The sequence below is a fragment of the Pantoea sp. ANP04 genome (assembly GCF_041982285.1).
Classification (GTDB): Bacteria; Pseudomonadota; Gammaproteobacteria; order Enterobacterales; family Enterobacteriaceae; genus Pantoea; species Pantoea eucalypti.
The window spans coordinates 67,776-89,228 of sequence record NZ_JAUTYS010000014.1; the positions used below are offsets into that span (position 1 = coordinate 67,776).

Here is a 21,453-nt window from a genome sequence, read left to right on the forward strand (position 1 = left end):
GCGTGGATTCAGCTGGTTATAATATTTGTGACTACCGGAACAGACTGCGTAGGGCGGGGGTGGCGGGAAGCGATCTTCCCGCCGGACAGCGTGCGCTTAAGGCATTTTGATCGACTGTTTCTCCTCAAGCAGTTTTTCAACTACGCCAGGATCGGCGAGGGTAGAGGTATCACCCAGGTTGCTGGTATCACCGGTGGCAATTTTGCGCAGAATACGGCGCATGATTTTGCCGGAGCGGGTTTTCGGCAGTGAGTCGGTCCAGTGCAGCACATCAGGCGTGGCAATGGGGCCAATCTCTTTGCGGACCCACTGGCGCACTTCGGTGTACAGCTCTGGCGAAGGCTCTTCGCCGTGATTCAGCGTGATATAGGCATAAATCGCCTGGCCTTTGATGCTGTGAGGTATCCCCACCACGGCCGCTTCGGCAATTTTAGGGTGCGACACCAGCGCCGATTCAATCTCAGCGGTTCCCAGGCGGTGACCGGAGACGTTGAGCACGTCATCGACGCGTCCCGTGATCCAGTAGTAGCCATCTTCATCGCGACGGGCACCGTCTCCACTGAAGTAAACATTTTTAAAGGTAGAGAAGTAAGTCTGCTCAAAACGGTCGTGATCGCCAAAGAGGGTACGTGCCTGTCCCGGCCACGACTCGGTGATCACCAGATTGCCTTCACAGGCACCTTCCTGTGGCTGACCTTCGTTGTCCACCAGCGCCGGTTGCACGCCAAAGAACGGTCGGGTGGCGGAACCGGCTTTCAGTTCGGTCGCACCCGGCAGCGGCGTGATCATGAAGCCGCCGGTTTCGGTCTGCCACCAGGTATCCACAATCGGACAGCGGCTGTTACCAATTTTCTTGTAGTACCACTCCCAGGCTTCAGGGTTAATCGGCTCGCCGACCGAGCCCATAATGCGCAGGCTGCTGCGGTCGGTGCCGGCAATCGCTTTGTCCCCTTCCGCCATCAGCGCACGGATGGCGGTCGGCGCGGTGTAAAGCAGGGTGACTTTATGTTTATCAACCACTTCCGCCATACGGCTCGGTGTTGGCCAGTTCGGCACCCCTTCAAACATCAGGGTGGTGGCACCACAGGCCAGCGGACCATACACCAGATAGCTGTGACCGGTTACCCAGCCGACATCGGCGGTGCACCAGTAGATATCATCCTGATGATAATCAAAGACGAACTTAAAGGTGGTGGCGGCATAGACCAGATACCCGCCAGTGGTATGCAGCACACCTTTAGGTTTACCGGTTGAACCCGACGTATAAAGGATAAACAATGGATCTTCCGCGCCGACTTCGGCTGCAGAATGGTTGGTGCTGGCGTTGAGCATCAGGTCATGCCACCACTGATCGCGGCCTTCAACCCAGCCTACATCTTTACCGGTGCGCTGGAACACCACCACGTTTTTCACGCTGGTGACGTTGGGATTTTTTAACGCATCATCGACATTTTTCTTCAGCGGAATGCTGCGACCGGCGCGGATCCCTTCATCGGCCGTAATCACCAGCGAAGCGCTGGAATCGACGATACGGCCAGCGACCGCTTCCGGTGAGAAGCCGCCAAAAATCACCGAGTGGACGGCACCAATACGCGCGCAGGCCAGCATTGCCACCGCGGCTTCCGGCACCATCGGCATATAGATCGCCACCACGTCGCCTTTTTTCACGTCCAGCAGCTCCAGCACGTTGGCGAAGCGACAGACTTCAGCATGCAGCTGGCGGAAGGTCAGGGTTTTGCTTTCGCTGGCGTCATCGCCTTCCCAGATAATCGCCGGGTGATCGCCGCGCGTGGCGAGATGACGGTCAAGGCAGTTTGCCGCCAGGTTGAGCGTGCCATCTTCGTACCAGCGAATGTTAATGTTACCTGGCGCAAACGAGCAGTTTTTCACTTTGCTGTAAGGCTTAATCCAGTCAAGGATTTTGCCCTGTTCGCCCCAGAAGCTGTCTGGATCGTCGACAGATTGCTGATACATCGCCTGATACTGCTCTGCTGTAATCAGGGTGTTTGCTGCAATATTCTCTGGAACAGGATGAATGTGATTTTGGCTCATGGCGGATCTCCTTGAAGATGTTAATGATATGTCAATCAATGGTTAATTAAAGCCTGCCCTGAGTCTTTGTTTCTTTTTTGCGCCACAGATCACGTGATAGCGCTTCCGCCGCAAAACGTGAAGCCGGATTGCTACTTTCGTTTAACGCTCTGACGGCGATGGGGAATTAAGAAGGGGTATGAAAAGGGAATGGGCTGGATAAAAAGCAAGCAAACGCGCCGGCAGCCTTTTTAACCAGTAGTGAATAGCTATGCGTAAATTCATCTAAGTATTACTTTTCATAACAGCAGGTTAGGTATTTTTACTTCCGGCAGCACTTTATGCTGCTTAGGTGGCTAACTTTTAATCGGATCTGCCAGGGGTTGCATTCACCACAGTGAAAATGGTACTTATCTCGCCCCTGTTCTGCAGGTATCAACTCAGACCGCGTCTGAAAATGGGTATGGGAATCATCAGATTTTCATACGAGGCGCTGTTTCTAAACACCCTCTAATTTACCGGGCTTTTTGCTCACTCCCTGTGTGTATTGTCTTCTGCACCTTCGCAGTAGAGAGAAACGGGTTTTGACTGAGGAAATTACGCGTTATGAAAGGTTTTAAAATCAGCCTGGCCTGGCAGATTCTGACAGCCCTGGTGCTTGGCATCGTTGTGGGTGCTGTATTGCATAATCAGCCAGACAATCGTGAATGGTTAGTCGCTAACATTCTCAGTCCTGCAGGCGATATCTTTATTCATCTTATCAAGATGATTGTGGTACCGATTGTGATTTCATCCCTGGTTGTCGGCATCGCTGGCGTGGGTGATGCAAAAAAGCTGGGACGCATCGGCGTCAAAACGATTCTCTACTTTGAAGTGATCACCACCCTTGCCATTGTGGTCGGTATTACGCTGGCCAACGTATTTCAACCCGGCACCGGCATTGATATGTCAACGCTGGCAACGGTGGACATCTCTAAATATGAAGCGACAACGGCAGAGGTACAGGGCGGTCCGCACAGCCTGGTCACCACCATTCTGTCGCTGATCCCGCAGAATATCTTCGCTTCCATGGCGAAGGGCGACATGCTGCCGATTATCTTTTTCTCGGTGCTGTTTGGCTTAGGTCTGTCGTCACTGCCGTCGGAACAGCGCGATCCGCTGGTAAACCTGTTCCGTGGCATTTCTGAAACGATGTTTAAAGTGACGCACATGATCATGCGTTATGCGCCGGTCGGTGTGTTTGCGCTGATTGCGGTGACCATCGCTAACTTCGGATTTGCCTCGCTGTGGCCGCTGGCTAAGCTGGTGCTGCTGGTTTACGCGGCAATTCTGTTCTTCGCTTTTGTGGTGCTGGGCGGAGTCGCGCGCTTCTGTAAGCTGCGGATTACTACGCTGATGCGTATCCTGAAGGATGAGCTGATTCTCTCTTACTCTACCTCCAGCTCAGAAACCGTGTTGCCACGCATCATGGAGAAGATGGAAGCCTACGGCGCACCAAAAGCGATAACCAGCTTCGTGGTGCCGACCGGTTATTCGTTCAATCTGGATGGTTCGACGCTGTATCAGAGTATCGCGGCGATCTTTATTGCCCAGCTGTACGGCATTGACCTGTCGCTGACCGATGAGATTGTGCTGGTCCTGACGCTGATGGTGACCTCGAAAGGGATCGCGGGTGTGCCAGGCGTGTCGTTCGTGGTGCTGCTGGCCACGCTGGGCAGCGTTGGTATTCCTCTTGAAGGTCTGGCGTTTATCGCCGGTGTTGACCGCATCATGGATATGGCGCGTACTGCGCTGAACGTGGTCGGTAACGCGCTGGCGGTGCTGGTGATTGCCCGCTGGGAAAACCAGTTCGACGCTGAACAGGCAAAAGAGTATGAGCTGCAGTTGCGTACACAGACCGCAAGCTGAGAACAGCGTTAACGTAAAGAGGGGCTCAACGAAAGTTGGGCCCTTTTTGTTTGTGTGGCTTTGTCATCGTTCTTAGCAGGATGAGCATTCAAAAAATTAGTTATATAAATATAACTAAATAGCGCTTTTGATAGCTTTTTCGTTGCTTTTATGACTGAATTTGGTTATTTTTAAAGGTGGATTGAAAGCGTGCTTTGACAACAAGGAGTGTTGACGGATGCCAGAAATTAACTGGACGAAAAGGGCATTGAAACAGCTATATGGGCTGCCTCAGAAAGAAGGTAACGCCATCGAAGATGCTGTAGAGGCGCTGGCTAAGTGGCCTGATATTCCCATCTGAAGGTCGAAAAGCTGACGGATGATAAAGAGAAGCGAATGAAGTTGGTGGTGGGTCACTACCGCGTGCTGTGGAAGATAGAGAAAGGTCAGCCAGTGGTTATCGCTATTCTAGAAGTCGTAAGAAGAACATCGACCACGTATAAAAAGCGTTAGCAAGCGGTTGGGGTTAGCCTGCGTCACCACTGAGTTAAGAGCAGATAAGAACATAGCTAAGTCGCGCCAGCAGATGATCAGGTCTGGACTGTTGCGGCAGTAAGGAGTGATTAACCATGAATGCGATACAGTTTCTGACAGACGAGCGCGGGAACCGCACGGGTGCCGTCATCCCCATTGAGTTGTTTAACCGGCTCATGGCCGGGCGTCACTTAGACGACGTATTTGAGCCTCTCACCTATAAAGCGGGACCGGATGATGACGAAACGATTCCCCATGACGTAATGAAAATCAGCCGGAGGCAATCTGTTCCTTTGCATGTTGCCTGGCGTTTACATCGGCAAATGTCGCAGGAAGAGGTCGCGAACAAATTAGGCATCACGCAGGCTGGCGTTTCGAAGTTAGAGTCGAGAAAGAAACCTCAAAAACAAACGCTTGAGAAGCTGGCAGCCTTATATGACTGCAGAACGTCACAACTTTATATTGATTAAATCAACGTGCTTTTAAACCGCATTGTGCCTTTCAGTCGGACACAAAGGGTGGCTACGTAAAGTCGGCGTAAACCCATCCCTGGGGCCTCGGCCGCCGCATCCATGCGGCGGACGCTTTACTCCGCTCCCCCTTTGTATCCGCCTTTATGCCAGCTATGCGCTGTATTTTAAGAAAATCAAAAGATCGTATCGAAGGATTTATTTGCGATACAGCACGGATTTTTAAATCTTATCGGCAAGCTCAAGCCCTTTACAAACAGCAATAAAACAGCCTAAGGGAAGAAAAGGTTCACCTGAAGAGTAAAGCGTCCCACCGCCAGGGATGGCGTGGGCCGAGCGTCATGGATGACGAATGCGTCTTTACGATCAGGTGAACCTTTTCTGACTGGCTCTGATCACAAAGCCATTAAGCCCCGAATGCCAGGCACCCTGCTTAAGCTCAACGCTAACCAGCCCAATCCCCCGCAACATGACCCACCCCACAGCCATTGAAAAAAGATCTCACTCAATGAATTAATCATTCGTTATGATAGTGAGTAAATCGAATAATTTATTCCTTAGCGGAGCCCGCCATGAAACTCGACCTCAGCCAGATGCTCACCGAAGGCCGCAACCCGGCCAGCCAGAACATTGATGAACTCTCCACCGAAGCGATGCTGCGCGTCATTAATGACGAAGATAAAAAGGTGGCGCTGGCGGTTGAGGCCATCGTGCCGCAAATCGCCACCGCCGTTGACGCCATCTGTGCCGCGTTTCGTGCAGGTGGACGACTGATCTATTGCGGTGCGGGCACCTCCGGGCGGCTGGGCATCCTGGATGCCAGCGAATGCCCGCCTACCTTTGGCACGCCGCGTGAGCAGGTGATTGGCCTGATTGCCGGCGGCCACACCGCAATACTACAGGCGGTTGAAAACGCCGAAGATAACCGGGAACAGGGCGCGCAGGATTTGAAAGACATCCATTTTAGCCGCCATGACGTGCTGGTCGGTATCGCCGCCAGTGGTCGCACACCTTATGTGCTGGGTGCGCTGGCTTACGCGAATGAACTGGGCGCGACCACTGTGTCGCTTAGCTGTAATCCGGGCAGCGCGATGTCACAGGTTGCCGCCATTGCGCTCACACCCGTGGTCGGTCCGGAAGTGGTCACCGGCTCCTCCCGCATGAAAGCGGGCACGGCGCAGAAACTGGTGCTCAACATGCTCACCACCGGATCAATGATCCGCAGCGGAAAAGTCTATGGCAACCTGATGGTCGATGTGGAAGCCACTAACCAGAAACTGGTGCAGCGCCAGGTCAACATCGTCATGCAGGCTACGGATTGTGATGACGCGACTGCTCGTGCGGCGCTGACCGGCTGTGGCGGACACTGCAAAACCGCCATCCTGATGGTACTGGCTGACCTGAACGCCGATGAGGCCAAAGCGCTGCTCGGTCAGCATCAGGGCTTTATCCGTCAGGCGCTACAGGCAGCGGGGGCACGCTGATGGCGAAAATCACCGAGGCACTGTTACGCGACATCCTGCAGGCGGTCGGTGGTGCGCAGAATATCGCGGCCTGCGGTCACTGCATGACACGGCTCCGCCTGACGCTGAATCAGCCAGAACAGGCTGATCTTTCCAGGTTAAAAAGCCTGCCGGGCGTGCTGGGGGTCATCGACAGCGATGCGCAGTTACAGATTGTCGTGGGGCCAGGAAAAGCGCAAACCGCCGCCGAGGGAATGCAAAGCCTGCTGTCGCAGGGTGATACTGCAATGGCTTCGCAGGGCGAAACGGCGGCGCTTAGCCAGCTGGCAGCGCAGCAGAAGCAGCAGCTAAAGGCGAAACAGACCAGTGGGGTGCATCAGTTCCTGTCGCGCTTCGCCACTATCTTCACGCCGCTAATCCCAGGCTTTATCGGCGCGGGACTGCTGCTGGGATTTGCCACGCTGATTGAACAGAGTCTCCATCTTAATGCGCCCGGCGATCACGCGCCCTGGCTGCTGCACACCGTGGCCTACATGAAGGTGTTCGGCAAAGGGCTGTTCACCTTTCTCAGTATTCTGATCGGCTATAACGCACAGAAAGCCTTTGGCGGCAGCGGCGTAAACGGCGCCATCATCGCCTCGCTGTTTGTGCTCGGCTATGTGCCCACGGCCACCACCGGCTACTACAGCGGTATGGAGAGCTTCTTTGGTCTGACGATCGATCCGCGCGGCAACATTATCGGTGTGCTGATGGCGGCGATTATCGGGGCGTGGATAGAGAAACAGCTGCGCAAAATCATTCCTGACAACCTGGATATGATCCTCACCTCGCTGTTTACGCTGGTGATCACGGGCGCCATCACCTATCTGCTGATTATGCCGCTGGGCGGCGAACTGTTTAAGGGAATGTCGTGGCTGTTTATCCACCTCAATAGCAATCCCTTTGGCTGCGCGCTGCTGGCTGGACTGTTCCTGATTGCGGTGATGTTCGGTATTCATCAGGGCTTTATTCCTGTCTATTTTGCGTTGATGGAAACCCAGGGATTTAACTCGCTGTTTCCGATTCTGGCAATGGCGGGCGCAGGCCAGGTCGGCGCATCACTGGCACTCTGGTGCAAAGCAGAAAAAGGCGCGCTGCTGCGGGCGCAGATCAAAGGTGCAATTGTCCCCGGCCTGCTTGGGGTGGGCGAGCCGCTGATCTATGGTGTCACGCTGCCCCGCCTCAAGCCCTTTATCACCGCCTGTGGCGGCGGAGCACTGGGCGGCTTTTTTATTGGATTGGTCGCGTGGCTGGGTTTGCCAGTGGGGATGAACACGGTATTCGGGCCGTCCGGGCTGGTCACTCTGCCACTGATGACCTCCAGCCAGGGCATCTTCGCCGGGATGGCAGTTTACCTGGCCGGGCTGATCGTCGCATGGACCGGCGGTTTTCTGCTCACCTGGTGGTTTGGCACCCGTAATGTTGACCTCAGTTAAGCCACTGCCGGAATTCTCCAGTCTGGCTAACGGATAAAAACAGATCAAAAGTGTGAAAGCCGCTGCAAAGTGGCTTTTTTCGCGGCAGAAATTAAAGCGTATTACTAAAGAGTCGGCGCGGGCATGCCGAAAATATAAAAAAGGGTAATCGTTATTTCTCAGCCCGCCGTTTTCACGCTGCGCCTCAGACTGTTGCGTGCAGGACGTCGGGTCTCCAAGGACTTTTGATGCGTAACAACCAGCCTGTCTCTCAGCGTGAATATCTGTTCGATGATCATGCGACACTGATGTCGACCACCGATCTCAACAGCCACATTACCTACGCCAACGACGCGTTTATCGAAGCAAGCGGATTCACTGCTGACGAGATCAACGGGCAGCCGCATAACATGGTGCGTCACCCCGATATGCCGCCAGAAGCCTTTGCCGATATGTGGGCGACGCTGAAGCAGGGCGAACCCTGGACTGCGCTGGTCAAAAACCGCCGGAAAAACGGCGACCACTACTGGGTGCGTGCCAATGCCATTCCGGTCGTACGCGACGGTAAAGTGCAGGGTTATATGTCCGTGCGCACCAAACCTACGGCTGAAGAGGTGCGTCAGACAGAAGTGCTCTATCAGGATTTTCGTGAAGGCCGCGCCAGAGGGCGACGTTTTCACAAAGGCCTGCTGGTGCGCAGCGGCTGGCGTCGTCCCGCCTCAATCCTGAAGACGCTGCCCCTGCGCTGGCGGATTCGCAGCACGCTGATGGCGTTATTGCCTCTCTCGGTGGCGGGCGTCTGGGCACTGGGCATGACCCACACTGCACTGGCAGGCTTTGCTGCGGGAATGGCTGCGCTGCTTCTGCTCTGCAGTGTGTGGCTGGAGCAGCAGATTTCACGTCCTATTGAGCGGATGTGCAAACAGGCGCTCCGCGTAGCGACCGGTGCCAGCCATCAGGTTGAACAGATGGATCGTGTGGATGAGGTTGGCGTCACACTCCGCGCCATTGGCCAGCTCGGATTGATGTTCCGCTGGCTGGTGGATGATGTCAGCGGCCAGGCGATCAATGTGCTGAGTGCCAGTGATGCCATCGCCCGCAGTAACAACGAACTGAGTCGCCGTACTGAACAGGCTGCGGCTAACGTGCAGCAAACCGCGGCGACCATGAACGAAATGACCGCGACGGTGAAGAGCAACACCGAAACTGCACATGAGGCGAATAGCCTCTCAGCCAGCACCAGTCACGCCGCCAGCAAAGGCGGCGATGTGATGACGGATATGATGGGCATGATGGGCGAAATTGCCGACAGCTCAACGCGTATCGCCAATATAACCAGCGTGATCGACGGCATTGCCTTCCAGACTAATATTCTGGCGTTGAATGCTGCGGTGGAAGCGGCGCGGGCAGGTGAGCAGGGTAAAGGCTTTGCAGTGGTCGCGGGTGAAGTTCGCAGCCTGGCGCAACGCAGCGCTAAAGCTGCCAGCGAGATTAAAATGCTGGTTGAAACCAGCAGCAGCCGGGTCAAATCGGGCAATGAGCATGCCAGCGCGGCGGGCCGGACGATGCAGGATATCGTGTCGCAGGTGCAGAATGTCACTGCGCTAATCGCCCAGATCAGTGCCGCTACGGCGGAACAGGCGACGGCGCTCAGCGAGGTCAGCTCAGCAGTAGAAGATCTCGATGATATCACCCATCAGAACGCTGCCCGCGTGACAGAAAGCGCCGAGGCGTCTGGTCGCATGACCCATCAGGCTAACCGTCTGGTGGAAGCGATCAGCGTCTTTCGCTAAGAAGCCAGCGCCTGCGTGCTTTCGCGTCCGGCACGCAGCGCGCCAGGCGACTGACCAACGATCCGCTTAAACGCGCGACTGAACGCCGCAATCGAGCCGTAGCCGAGATGATAGGCCACGGCTTCCACCGCTTCCCCATTGTTCACAATCCGCTGCACCGCCAGCCGCATCCGCAACTCCGTAAGATAACGCAGCGGCGTCATACCGGTGGCATTGAGAAAACGTCCGGCAAACACCGAGCGCGAACAGCCTGCCACGCTGGCCAGTCGCGCTACCGTCCAGTTTTCGCCCGGCTCCCGATGCATCGCGGCAATCGCCTGACTCAGACGCGGGTCGCGCATTGCCTGCACCAGCCCGCTACTCTGGCCGCAGCCGTTTTCTACCCAGCCGCGCACAATCAGCGCGGCAACGACATCCGCCAGACGCGACAGAATGCCGGCAAACCCCGCCTGACGCGTGCGTGACTCCCGCTCCATTGCGGCCAGGATCGGCTGAATCTCCGGATACTGCGACAGCAGAGTGCTCACCAGCATCACATCCGGCATGGTATTGATCAGCGGCTGCATGCCGCCAAGCTCAAACGCCATGCAGGCGCTGAACAGCAGTACGCTGTGCTCGTCCTCACCGGCATCTTCCGGGGCGGCGATGGCGCAGACGCTGTCGCAGAGCGGCTTGCTCGCCATGTTTTTAATGCACTGGCAGTCCGCCTCCTCACTGGAGATCAGGCTGTGCGGTTTACCGTGTGGCACCAGCAGCGCATCGCCGCTGTTGAGCTGAAACACCTCGCCGGAGGCGCTGCGCACCAGCAGAGAGCCACGCCCGACAAAGTGGAACTGCGCCCGGCCCGGCGCGTGCTCGTAGCGCAACCCGAATGGCGCGCTTACCGCGATGCGCTGGTAGTATACGCCATACAGGCGCATCCCCATCAGCAGTTCACTGGTCAGATCTCCATAGTGGCTCATGTGATTCCAGACGAATTATCAAAAATGAAGGTGTAAGCATCATAGATCGTCCTGATGCGACGCTCTATGCTCACACTCACTTTTTTTATCTTCCGGAGAAGCAGCATGAGTCTGACAACCGAAGTGGCTGATGAGGTTTCCTCGCCGACCCGTCCCGCGTGGGGTGCGGTATTTGCCATGGCATTTGGGGTGTTCAGCCTCATCACCGCCGAATTTTTACCTGTGAGTCTGTTAACGCCTATGGCGCACAGTCTCGGTGTATCCGAAGGGCAGGCGGGACAGACCGTCACTATTACTGCACTGGTCGCGCTGTTTACCAGCCTGGTGACCGGCAGCGTCACGCGGCGAATTGACCGCCGTATTGTGATGCTGGTTTTTTCACTGTTGCTGATCGCCTCTGCGCTGATGGTGGCCTTTGCGGCTGACCTGACGGTAATCCTGCTGGCGCGGGTGCTGCTGGGTATGGCCATTGGTGGCTTCTGGACACTTTCAACCGCTATCACTATGCGTCTGGTGCCCAGCGATCAGGTGCCACGTGCACTCTCTATTGTGTTTAGTGGTATCTCGCTGGCGACAATTATCGCTACGCCGCTTGGCAGCTATCTCGGTGGACTGGTCGGCTGGCGCAACATCTTTATGCTGACCGCCGGGCTGGGCGCGGTGGCGCTGCTGTGGCAATTCTTTACGCTGCCCGCCATGCCGGCAGAGAGCAAAGCCCGCAACGGCGGGGTGCTGGCACTGCTGCGTATCGGTGTGATGCGGTGGGGCATGCTGGCCGTGATCATGATGTTTACCGGCCACTTCGCCTTCTTTACTTATCTGCGTCCGTTCCTGGAAGGTGTCGCGCAGCTCAACCTCAATCAGCTGTCGCTGGCGCTGCTGGCCTTTGGCGTAGCGAACTTCTTTGGCACCTCGCTGGCCGGTTATCTGGTCACCCGCAGTGTGTCGCTGACGCTGAGTGGCATGGCGCTGTTAATGAGTATCACCGCGCTGCTGCTGGTGAGCTTTGGTGATGTCAGCTGGCTGGTCGGCGCGGGCGTGGCGATCTGGGGGATGGCGTTTGGTTCGATGCCAACCGGCTGGTCTACGTGGATTTCACGCGCGGTGCCGGATGATGCGGAATCGGGCGGCGGTTTACTGGTTGCCACTATCCAGCTGGCGATTACCGTTGGTGCGGCGGCAGGCGGCTGGATGTTTGACCTGCGCGGCGCAGGCGGTGTGTTTGTTGCCAGCGGCGTACTGATGCTGCTGGCTGCGCTAACTATCTTCAGCCGGGTAAGGCATCACGGATAATTCTCTGAAGGCAGCGCGTTATGCTGCCTTTTTTATTGAATCTGGATTATTAACCTTTTGAGTGATAACTGTGCGAAATGTGCTTTTTATCATCAGTTTTATTGAATGAGTTAAGCAAAACCCTCCGCTTTTTACTGATCAACTTCAGGGCTAATATATCTATCAACAAGGCAGCACGCCTTACCTGATAAAAATTAACCGAGGAATTGACCATGAAATCTATCAAAACTTTTGCAGCTGTTATCGCCCTTTCTGTTCTGCCATTCGCCAGCTTCGCCCAATCTGTGACCGCTGTCGACTCTACGCTGGACGGTGCTGAAGCGAAAATCGCTGCGCAGGCTCAGGATGCTGGTGCTTCATATAAAATCACTGAAGCCTACACCAACAACGGCGTTCACATGACTGCTGAGCTGCTGAAATAAGCTGCAATTTACCCTCTGATGTTGACAGGACGCCTTCGGGCGTCCTGGCGGCGTTTCTGCTGAAATAAAAGATTTTACTTCCAGATTTTGCAAACGAAAAAGCCACTCTGACGAGTGGCTTTTTTATGTCAAAAAACGGCAATCCTCACCCGTTACACGTCTTCCGATGCCTCGCGCATCATCTCATCGTGCGGCACATCATCCAGAATCTGCTCAAAGCTGCGCAGACGCTTGTAGATCGACATCAGTTCGATCAGCGTTGACCAGGAGGCGATCAGATACTGGAACGAGCCGCGGACCTGATCAAACACGTTGGTGATCTGGTTGAGTAAGCCCAGCGTAATCGTGCCCGCGACAATCGACGGGAACAGCAGGAAAAGACCAAACACATTATCGACCTGCAGATAGAGAATGCGGGTGATATTGAAATAGAGATAATGGAAATAGAGTCGGAAGTAGTTAACCCGTACCCGACTGAACAACTCCTGCACCGTTTGTGGCCCGGCGCGATCGGCATTGTCTTCGCCGTAAACCAGCTCTTTACGGTAGGCGGCTTCAACCCGCTGATTGCGGAACTCCAGCCCCGGCAGCTTAATCCCAACCAGCGCCAGCAACCCGGTGCCGAATACGGACCAGAGCACAGCGGCTATCACCAGCGCGTAAGGAATATTGCCGAGGATCGGAATATCTTTCACATGATGTGACAGCGCGACCAGCACCGGCAAAAACGCGACCAGCGTCATAATCGCCTGAATAAAACTCACCCCCCAGTTTTCCAGCGTGGTTGCAAACCGCATGGTGTCTTCCTGCACACGCTGTGCAGCACCTTCGACATGACGCAGGCGCTGCCAGTTGTGCATGTAGTAGTTATTCATGGCCGTACGCCAGCGGAAAACCCAGTGGCTGATAAAGAAGGAGTTGAGTACGCCAATCACCACCGCGATTAATGCGATGCCGAGAAAAGAGATAACCTCATGGTAAAACTCTGCAATCTGCACCGATCCCGCTTTGGTCAGCGCTTTCTGAATCAGATCGTAGAACGGGCCATACCAGGCATTAATGGCGACACCTACCTGCACGCCAAACCAGGTGACAAAGATGATCAGCGCAGAACCCCACACAGACCAGCGCCGCCATGGATGCGGATCAATAAGCCGCCAGGCCCCGGCAAAAATAGCTACCATTATCCAGTAATAGAGATAAAACCAGAGCTGACTTGCGGCAATAAAACGCGCCGCCGTCGTTGGGAGGGGCTGCTTCATTGCGGTTTCAAAAGTGGGCCAGATGCCTGGCAGATGGGCGGCAAAGCCGAACCAGGCAAAAATTGCTAATAAGCTCCAGACAGCCGCAGAGCTGAAAAACAGCGCTGGCCGCGGAAAAAAAGACTTAAACATAGGTACTCCGCTGTTGTGTATTGCTTGTTATAACGTTTTTGACGTGTCGCTGTCTGTAGTCTGTTGTTTCTGCTCATGACAGGAAGAAGATAGATGTTAATGAAATTGTGCGATTTTGTTTCTTTGAACTAAATCTTTGTGAATGGCAGTGATACAATATGCAGGTTTGTTACCGGTAACAAGCAGGCGCCACGCCTGTATCTGCTGATAAAAACCATTACAACGCAACCACCACTTTTTCATACCGCCAGTGAGTGCGGGAATGAGGCAATGTCATGTCAGAACAAAAAAAGGGTCATTCACGCAGGGATTTTTTGCTGAAGACAATTACCCTGGCGCCTGCGATGGCGGTAGGCTCCACCGCAATGGGCGCGCTCTCCCTTCCGCTGGCCGCGCAGGCGGCTGAAACCCCGGCCGCACCGCAGCAGGCACGTGATTACCAGCCGAACTGGTTTACCGCCGAAGAGTTTGCCTTTATTACCGCCGCCGTGGCACGCCTGATTCCCAGCGATGAACGCGGACCGGGTGCGCTGGAAGCGGGCGTGCCGGAATTTATCGATCGTCAAATGAATACGCCGTATGCCACGGGATCGAACTGGTATATGCAGGGTCCGTTTAATCCCGACCTGCCGAAAGAGCTGGGCTATCAGCTGCCGCTGGTGCCACAGCAGATTTACCGTCTTGGTCTGGCCGATGCGGATAATTACAGCAAAAAGCAGCACGGCAAGGTCTTTGCTCAGCTCAGCGGTGAGCAGCAGGATGCCTTATTGCAGGCGATGGAGAGTGGCAGCGCGGAATTCAGCCAGCTGCCGGCAAAAGTCTTCTTCAGCTTCCTGCTGCAGAACACCCGTGAAGGCTTCTTTAGCGATCCTATCCACGGTGGGAATCAGGGCATGGTCGGCTGGAAGCTGATCAACTTCCCTGGCGCTCGCGCCGACTTTATGGACTGGGTAGAGCGCGGCGAACGGTATCCGTTCCCATCAGTGTCGATTCGCGGAGAGAGAAGCTAAGCATGGCAAACGAAATGAAAAAAGTGGATGCGGTCATTGTTGGCTTCGGCTGGGCAGGCGCGATTATGGCGAAAGAGCTGACTGAAGCGGGCCTTAACGTACTGGCGCTGGAGCGCGGGCCGCATCGTGATACCTATCCCGATGGATCCTATCCGCAGTCCATTGATGAGCTGACCTATAACGTCCGCAAAAAGCTCTTCCAGGACCTCTCCAAAAGCACCGTGACGATTCGTCATGACGCTTCTCAGACGGCGGTACCTTATCGCCAGCTGGCGGCATTTTTGCCCGGCACCGGGACCGGTGGCGCAGGCCTGCACTGGTCAGGCGTCCATTTCCGTGTTGATCCCGTTGAGCTGCGGATGCGCAGCCATTACGAAGAGCGCTACGGTAAAAACTTCATTCCGGAAGGCATGACGATTCAGGATTTTGGCGTCAGCTACGATGAACTGGAGCCGTTCTTCGACAAGGCGGAAAAAGTCTTTGGCACCTCAGGCAGCGCCTGGAGTATCAAAGGTAAAGTGGTCGGCAAAGATAAAGGTGGTAACCCGTTTGCGCCCGACCGCTCAGATAACTTCCCGCTGCCCGCGCAGAAGCGTACTTACTCGGCGCAGTTGTTTGCTCAGGCGGCAGAGTCAGTGGGTTATCATCCTTATGATCTGCCCTCCGCCAATACGTCAGGTCCGTACACCAATACCTATGGCGCGCAGATGGGGCCGTGCAACTTCTGCGGTTACTGCAGCGGCTACGCCTGCTACATGTATTCCAAAGCGTCGCCGAACGTCAATATCCTGCCCGCGCTGCGTCAGGAGCCGAAGTTTGAGCTGCGCAACAACTCCTATGTACTGCGGGTCAATCTCAGCGATGACAAAACGCGTGCCACCGGCGTGACCTATGTGGATGGACAGGGCCGTGAGCAGGTTCAGCCCGCAGATCTGGTCATCCTTTCCGCCTTCCAGTTCCACAATGTGCATCTGATGCTGCTGTCGGGCATCGGCAAACCGTACAATCCGATGACCAACGAAGGCACTGTGGGCCGTAACTTCGCCTATCAGAACCTCTCTACGCTCAAGGCGCTGTTTGATAAAAACACCACCACCAATCCGTTTATCGGTGCGGGTGGTGCAGGCGTCGCGGTGGATGATTTCAACGCGGATAACTTCGACCATGGGCCACTGGGCTTTGTCGGCGGTTCGCCATTCTGGGTCAACCAGGCGGGCACCAAACCGATCTCTGGCCTGCCAGTGCCTGCGGGTACGCCTAACTGGGGCAGCAAATGGAAAGCGGCGGTAGCGGACACCTACACGCATCACCTGTCGATGGATGCGCATGGCGCTCACCAGTCCTATCGCGCCAATTACCTCGATCTCGATCCTAACTACAAGGATGCCTATGGGCAGCCGCTGCTGCGCATGACCTTTGACTGGCAGGATAACGACATCAAAATGGCGCAGTTTATGGTCGATAAGATGCGCAATATTGCTGAAGCGATGAATCCAAAGATGATCATCGGCGGCGCGAAAAAGCCGGGCACCCATTTTGACTCCACGGTGTATCAGACCACCCATATCAGCGGCGGGGCGATCATGGGCGACGATCCCAAAACCAGTGCGGTTAACCGTTATCTGCAAAGCTGGGATGTGCCGAATGTCTTTGTTCCAGGCGCATCCGCCTTCCCGCAGGGACTGGGTTACAACCCGACCGGCATGGTGGCGGCGCTGACTTACTGGTCAGCCAAAGCTATTCGCGAACACTACCTGAAAAACCCCGGCCCACTGGTGCAGGCATAAGGATATGGCGATGAAAAATAGCATTCTGGCTCTGGTTCTTGGCTCCCTGACGTTTGCCGCACTGGCGGAGAGCAACCAGGACGATCTGGTTAAACGGGGTGAGTATCTGGCGCGTGCCGGGGACTGTGTTGCCTGCCACACCAGCAAAGGCGGCGCGGCGTTTGCCGGTGGTCTGCCGATGGCGACACCCATTGGTACCATCTACTCCACCAACATTACGCCCGATCGCGACACCGGCATTGGTGAATACAGCTACGACGACTTCCAGAAAGCGGTGCGTCACGGCGTAGCGAAAAACGGCGATACGCTCTATCCGGCGATGCCCTATCCCTCCTACGCCGTGGTCAGCGATGAAGACATGAAGGCGCTTTACGCTTACTTCATGCATGGCGTTGCGGCGGTTAAGCAGCCAAATCGGGAGAGCGACATTCCCTGGCCGCTATCGATGCGCTGGCCGCTGGCGGTCTGGCGCGGGATTTTTGCGCCCGACGTGAAAGCATTCCAGCCTGCAGCAGAGGAAGATCCGGTGCTGGCACGCGGTCGCTATCTGGTTGAAGGACTGGGCCACTGCGGGGCCTGTCATACACCGCGTAGCATCACCATGCAGGAGAAGGCGCTGACTAACGAAGAGGGCAGCGACTATCTGGCGGGCAGCAGTGCTCCTATTGATGGCTGGACCGCCAGCAACCTGCGCGGCGATAACCGCGATGGGCTGGGGCGCTGGAGCGAAGACGATCTGCGTCAGTTCCTGCGTTATGGCCGCAACGACCAGACTGCCGCGTTCGGTGGCATGACCGATGTGGTGGAACACAGTCTGCAGCACCTGAGCGAGTCTGATATCACGGCAATTGCGCGCTATCTGAAGTCACTGGGTGCGAAAGATCCCCATCAGGCAGCGTTCAGCGTGGATGATGCCACGGCAAAAGCGCTGTGGCGTGGTGATGACAGCCAGACGGGTGCTGCAACCTACGTTGACAGCTGCGCGGCATGTCATAAAACCGATGGCAGTGGCTATAAACGCTTCTATCCAGCGCTGCGCGGTAATCCGGTCGTTCTGGCGGACGATCCCACCTCCCTGATCCATATCGTGCTGGTGGGCGGGCAGTTGCCTGGCGTGAATGGCGCGCCGTCGACCATTACTATGCCAGCATTTGGCTGGCGTCTGAACGATCAGCAGGTGGCGGACGTGGTGAACTTCGTGCGCAACAGCTGGGGCAACACGGCGTCGAAACAGGTCAGCGCGAAACAGGTCGCTGAGCTGCGTAAAGATGAGAAAGATCGGCTGGGCAGTGCGGATATCAGCGTACTGGAAGGTAAATAACCGACAGTAACAGAGGCCGTCATCAACAGGATGACGGCCTTTTTTTTAAATATTCTCCAGATCGATTCCGCGTGTTTTCGGCCCGTAAATCCCTACCGACAGCATCACCATCACCATGCTCAGCACGATAAAGGTGATTACGCCTGGCGTGCCGGCATACTGCAATATCACCCCAATCAGAATACTGCTGAAGACCGTAGAAAGGCGACTGAAGGAGTAGCAGAAGCCGACTGCCCGCGCGCGGATATGGGTCGGGAAGATCTCGGTCTGATAGGCGTGGAAGCTGAAGGTCAGCCAGGCGTTGGACCAGGTGATCAGGAAGCCGCAGAGAATCAGCAACACTGGCTGCGTCTGGAAGGCGAACAGCGTGCCGAACACCACCGTCATCAGCGACGACAGGACGATCTGCCACTTATTCTCCAGCTTGTCAGCGTAGCGGCTGCAGATCAGCGAACCGAGCGGATAGGCCAGCGTGATGAAGAAGGCATAAAGCAAACTGTGCGTCACCGTGGCACCGTTGCCTGACAGCAGCGCAGGCAGCCAGTTACCAAAGCCGAAAAAGCCGATCGCCTGGAAAAAGTTCATCACCACCAGCATCAGGGTGCGCTTGCGGTAAGCGGGTGACCATATCTCGCTGAAACGCCCTCGTTTTGGCAGCTGCCCTGGGGCGTCATCGGGCTGAACAGCGGGGCCAGCCGGGATACCACAGCGCTGCTCCATCGTGGACAATACCTGATGCGCCTCCTGATGACGGCCCTGCTGCGCCAGCCAGCGTGCCGACTCCGGCAGATTTCTGCGCACCAGCCAGATCACCAGTGAACAGACCGCGCCTGCGATCACCACCCAGCGCCAGCCTTCAAGACTGAGCAGCGTTAGCGGAATCAGCCACCAGGACATCAGCGCCACGGCGGGTACCGACAAAAACTGCACGAAAAAAGAGAAGGCAAAGGCGCGGCTGCGCAGATTGGTCGGCACCCATTCCGACAGATAGGTGTCAATGGTCACCAGCTCGACGCCCAGCCCGATCCCCACCAGGAAGCGGAACAGAATAATCATCTCCGCACTTTGCTGGAACGCCATCAGCAGTGAAAACAGCCCATACCACAGCAGCGCACACATAAAGGTCAGACGGCGACCAAAGCGGTCAGCGTAGGGCGCCAGCAGGCTGGCACCGAAAAACAGGCCGAGAAAAGTGGCCGAGGCGAATGCCGCCTGATCGGAGAAGCCCAGCACGCCTGCCGCGCCGGTGTGAAAGACGCCTGCGGATAGCAGGCCGGTGCTGATATAGCCGGTTTCAAACAGGTCATAAAGCTCAAAAAAACCGCCCAGCGCCAGCAGCGTAATAAAGCGCCACAAACCCGTGGAGGAGGGCAGCGCATCAACCCGTGCGGCTAAGCTGTTGCGGGCCGCCGGTGAAGCGTGCAGTGGCGGCAGGCTGGTGGAGGTAGTGGTCATTTCAGCATGAACCTCAGGCAGTGTGAGACGACTCGCAGCCGGTCAGATAAGGATTAACAGAGTTAACCGTTAGCAAGCGAAGAAATAGCAGAATAATCAATTCATCCGCCGTTGCCGAGCGGGGCGTTGCTGACGATTTAGCAATGTACGTTGCAGGTTTTGCCATCTGTGGCGCACGTACTCCGGCAGCGACGACTGGAGCAGGATCTGCATGCCGCAAATTCCGGGCTGTCTCTCAGCCCGGTCACGTGAGGGCAGGTCCGCATGGATGCAAATGGCGTCCTTGCGCTAGCATAGTCCCGCTTTGTGACACTTTCTTCACGGACGCGGAAAAAGCTGAGCTGAAGAAGCAGACCCAATTACGGAAAGATGAGGTTAACGTGAGTTTTTTTGACGAGCTGAAAGCATCGCTGGAAGAAGCTGTTGAGATCAAAAACGGCGTCCGGGTGCCTGGTCGTGTTACGCGCTATACGGTGGCCGATGTGAAGGCTATTCGGGCACTCAACCCATGCCCCGATATCCCCCAGCCGGAAAAGAGAGAAAGCGCCACCGATAATGCCTGCATCGGTGGCACTGAGACTTAAGGCAGTTTCGGCCAGACACCCGGCCCAATTGGCAGACCCAGCAGATACCACACCATCAGCAGCGCTATCCAGCTGATAAAGAACACCAGCGGATAGGGGAAAATCAGCACGTAATAGGTGCCGAGCTGCGCATCTTTCTGATAACGCTGCAAAAAGGCCAGGAACAGCGGCAGGAAGGGCGACATGGGTGCCAGCGGCAGTACGGCGGAGTCAGCGATGCGGAAAATCATCTGAGCGAAGGCGGGATGAAAGCCGAGCAGCATAAACATCGGCACAAAGACCGGCGCCAGAATTGACCAGATTGCTGAGCCGCTGGCGATAAACATACAGAGAAACGCCGACAGGAACATCAGGCCCAGAAAGGCGGGCGCGCCGCTGACGCCTGCGCTTTCCAGCACATCGGTCAGCCCGATTGCCATGAATTTTCCCATGTTGCTCCAGTTGAAGAACGCCACGAACTGCGACAGCGGAAACACCATCACAATAAAGCCCGCCATGCCCTTCATCGGATCGACCAGCAGCTGCGGGATATCATCCGGACGGCGGATCTGCCGTGTCACCACGCCGTAAGCAATCGCCACCACAAAGAAGAACAGAATGATGATGGGCACAATGCCCTGAATAAAAGGCGAAGGAATGATGGCGCCGGTGGTGGGATTGCGTAGCGGTGCATTTTCGGGCACCACCAGCAGCGCCATCAGGGCGATAAACAGCAGCGCGGCGATCCCGGCGGCCCGCAAACCGCGGTTCTCCAGAGGCGTCAGTGCCGCCAGCTTCTCACCGTTGCCCTGCCACTGCGGCAGGCGCGGCTCGACGAATTTATCAGTGAGCAGCGCGCCCACTATCGTCAGCACAATCACCGAGGTCGCCATAAAGAACCAGTTGTCGATGACGCTGACATGCACCGTATCGCTGACGGCTTTAGCCGCTTCGGTGCTGATGCCCGAGAGCAGCACATCGGTGGTGACAATCAGCAGATTGGCGGTAAAGCCAGAGGCGACGCCGGCAATGGCCGCCAGCAGGCCTGCAACCGGATGACGGCCCACTGCCAGGAAGATCAGCGCACCGAGTGGCGGCATCACCACCAGCGCAGCATCCGAGGAAATATGGCTGAAGAAGGCGATAAACAGCACCATATAGCTGGCGTAACGACGGCTGACGCGCGACGCCATCTTCACCATCAGTGACTGTAGCAGGCCGACTTTTTCCGCCAGACCGGCACCAATCACCAGCGCCAGAATCGATCCCAGCGGGGTGAAGCTGCTGAAGTTTTTGATGATATTGGGCAGGATCCACTGAATGCCTGCGACGCTCAGCAGGTTGTTCACCCGCACCATTTCACCGTTACTGGGGTTCTTTACCGCCAGATCCAGTGCACTGATAATGGCGGTTGCCACCATCAGCACCACGATCAAATAAACAAACAGTAAGAACGGGTTGGGCACTTTATTGCCCACACGCTCGATCCAGCTGAAGAGCCTGCCGGGGCTTCGGTTCTCGGATGTTGCTTCCATGGTATGGGTTCTCGTCTTGTGTTTCCCCTATCGGCGCAGGCCCGGTCTGGCGTCGGTCATGGTATATGACCGACGGTGA

The 21,453-nt window shown here is 55.9% G+C and carries 16 protein-coding genes and 1 pseudogene; 12 read left to right on the plus strand and 5 right to left on the minus strand.

What is annotated here, in order from left to right:
• Positions 1-96 precede the first annotated feature (96 nt).
• Positions 97-2,052 carry an acetate--CoA ligase gene (gene acs, locus Q7C21_RS17990; RefSeq protein ID WP_008926618.1) on the minus strand — a complete coding sequence of 652 codons (1,956 nt, stop codon included), beginning with the start codon at positions 2,050-2,052 and terminating at the stop codon, positions 97-99.
• Positions 2,053-2,637: 585 nt separating this feature from the next.
• Here acs and gltP point away from each other — a divergent pair.
• From gltP to Q7C21_RS18020, 6 genes are all read left to right on the plus strand, one after another.
• Positions 2,638-3,939, plus strand: a complete 1,302-nt coding sequence (gltP, locus tag Q7C21_RS17995; RefSeq protein WP_039660663.1) for a glutamate/aspartate:proton symporter GltP — start codon at positions 2,638-2,640, stop codon at positions 3,937-3,939.
• Between the two features lie 217 nt (positions 3,940-4,156).
• The gene (locus Q7C21_RS18000) at positions 4,157-4,279 is read left to right on the plus strand and encodes a type II toxin-antitoxin system RelE/ParE family toxin (RefSeq protein ID WP_003855712.1); all 123 of its coding nucleotides are present in this window, start codon (positions 4,157-4,159) and stop codon (positions 4,277-4,279) included.
• A 268-nt stretch (positions 4,280-4,547) separates the two neighbouring features.
• On the plus strand, positions 4,548-4,922 hold the full coding sequence (locus tag Q7C21_RS18005; protein WP_003855711.1) for a helix-turn-helix domain-containing protein: 375 nt from the start codon (positions 4,548-4,550) through the stop codon (positions 4,920-4,922).
• 572 nt (positions 4,923-5,494) lie between these two features.
• On the plus strand, positions 5,495-6,406 hold the full coding sequence (gene murQ / locus Q7C21_RS18010; protein ID WP_008926620.1) for an N-acetylmuramic acid 6-phosphate etherase: 912 nt from the start codon (positions 5,495-5,497) through the stop codon (positions 6,404-6,406).
• The gene (gene murP / locus Q7C21_RS18015; protein ID WP_008926621.1) at positions 6,406-7,860 is read left to right on the plus strand and encodes a PTS N-acetylmuramic acid transporter subunit IIBC; all 1,455 of its coding nucleotides are present in this window, start codon (positions 6,406-6,408) and stop codon (positions 7,858-7,860) included. The genes murQ and murP overlap by 1 nt, the downstream gene beginning before the upstream one ends.
• A 227-nt stretch (positions 7,861-8,087) precedes the next feature.
• The gene (locus Q7C21_RS18020; RefSeq protein ID WP_003855708.1) at positions 8,088-9,632 is read left to right on the plus strand and encodes a PAS domain-containing methyl-accepting chemotaxis protein; all 1,545 of its coding nucleotides are present in this window, start codon (positions 8,088-8,090) and stop codon (positions 9,630-9,632) included.
• Here Q7C21_RS18020 and Q7C21_RS18025 read toward each other — a convergent pair.
• Positions 9,629-10,594, minus strand: coding sequence for a cupin domain-containing protein (locus tag Q7C21_RS18025; RefSeq protein WP_375150993.1), 966 nt, complete (start codon positions 10,592-10,594; stop codon positions 9,629-9,631). The two genes, Q7C21_RS18020 and Q7C21_RS18025, sit on opposite strands and share 4 nt — an antisense overlap.
• A gap of 105 nt (positions 10,595-10,699) precedes the next feature.
• On the opposite strand from Q7C21_RS18025, the gene Q7C21_RS18030 reads away from it, so the two are divergent.
• Both Q7C21_RS18030 and Q7C21_RS18035 read left to right on the plus strand, forming a co-directional pair.
• Complete coding sequence (locus Q7C21_RS18030) at positions 10,700-11,887, plus strand: MFS transporter (RefSeq protein ID WP_078804882.1); 1,188 nt, start codon at positions 10,700-10,702, stop codon at positions 11,885-11,887.
• A 212-nt stretch (positions 11,888-12,099) separates the two neighbouring features.
• A complete protein-coding gene (locus Q7C21_RS18035; RefSeq protein WP_003855705.1) occupies positions 12,100-12,309 on the plus strand; it encodes a DUF1471 domain-containing protein in 210 nt (69 codons plus the stop codon).
• A 152-nt stretch (positions 12,310-12,461) separates the two neighbouring features.
• On the opposite strand, the gene sbmA is transcribed toward Q7C21_RS18035, so the two are convergent.
• Positions 12,462-13,703, minus strand: a complete 1,242-nt coding sequence (sbmA, locus tag Q7C21_RS18040; protein ID WP_008926625.1) for a peptide antibiotic transporter SbmA — start codon at positions 13,701-13,703, stop codon at positions 12,462-12,464.
• Positions 13,704-13,978: 275 nt separating this feature from the next.
• Here sbmA and Q7C21_RS18045 point away from each other — a divergent pair, with 275 nt between their 5' ends.
• The 3 genes from Q7C21_RS18045 to Q7C21_RS18055 are packed head-to-tail and all read left to right on the plus strand — an operon-like array spanning position 13,979 to position 17,821.
• The gene (locus tag Q7C21_RS18045; protein ID WP_008926626.1) at positions 13,979-14,713 is read left to right on the plus strand and encodes a gluconate 2-dehydrogenase subunit 3 family protein; all 735 of its coding nucleotides are present in this window, start codon (positions 13,979-13,981) and stop codon (positions 14,711-14,713) included.
• Positions 14,714-14,715: 2 nt separating this feature from the next.
• A complete protein-coding gene (locus Q7C21_RS18050) occupies positions 14,716-16,500 on the plus strand; it encodes a GMC family oxidoreductase (RefSeq protein WP_008926627.1) in 1,785 nt (594 codons plus the stop codon).
• A 10-nt stretch (positions 16,501-16,510) separates the two neighbouring features.
• The gene (locus Q7C21_RS18055) at positions 16,511-17,821 is read left to right on the plus strand and encodes a cytochrome c (protein WP_008926628.1); all 1,311 of its coding nucleotides are present in this window, start codon (positions 16,511-16,513) and stop codon (positions 17,819-17,821) included.
• Positions 17,822-17,866: 45 nt separating this feature from the next.
• On the opposite strand, the gene Q7C21_RS18060 is transcribed toward Q7C21_RS18055, so the two are convergent.
• Positions 17,867-19,276, minus strand: coding sequence for an MFS transporter (locus tag Q7C21_RS18060; protein WP_375150994.1), 1,410 nt, complete (start codon positions 19,274-19,276; stop codon positions 17,867-17,869).
• 380 nt (positions 19,277-19,656) lie between these two features.
• Between Q7C21_RS18060 and nadS the strand changes: the two are divergent.
• Positions 19,657-19,776 (plus strand): annotated as a pseudogene (gene nadS / locus Q7C21_RS18065) (NadS family protein); the annotation flags it as partial.
• Positions 19,777-19,856: 80 nt separating this feature from the next.
• Here the strand turns inward: nadS and abgT are convergent.
• Positions 19,857-21,374 carry a p-aminobenzoyl-glutamate transporter gene (abgT, locus tag Q7C21_RS18070; RefSeq protein WP_008926630.1) on the minus strand — a complete coding sequence of 506 codons (1,518 nt, stop codon included), beginning with the start codon at positions 21,372-21,374 and terminating at the stop codon, positions 19,857-19,859.
• Positions 21,375-21,453 lie beyond the last annotated feature (79 nt).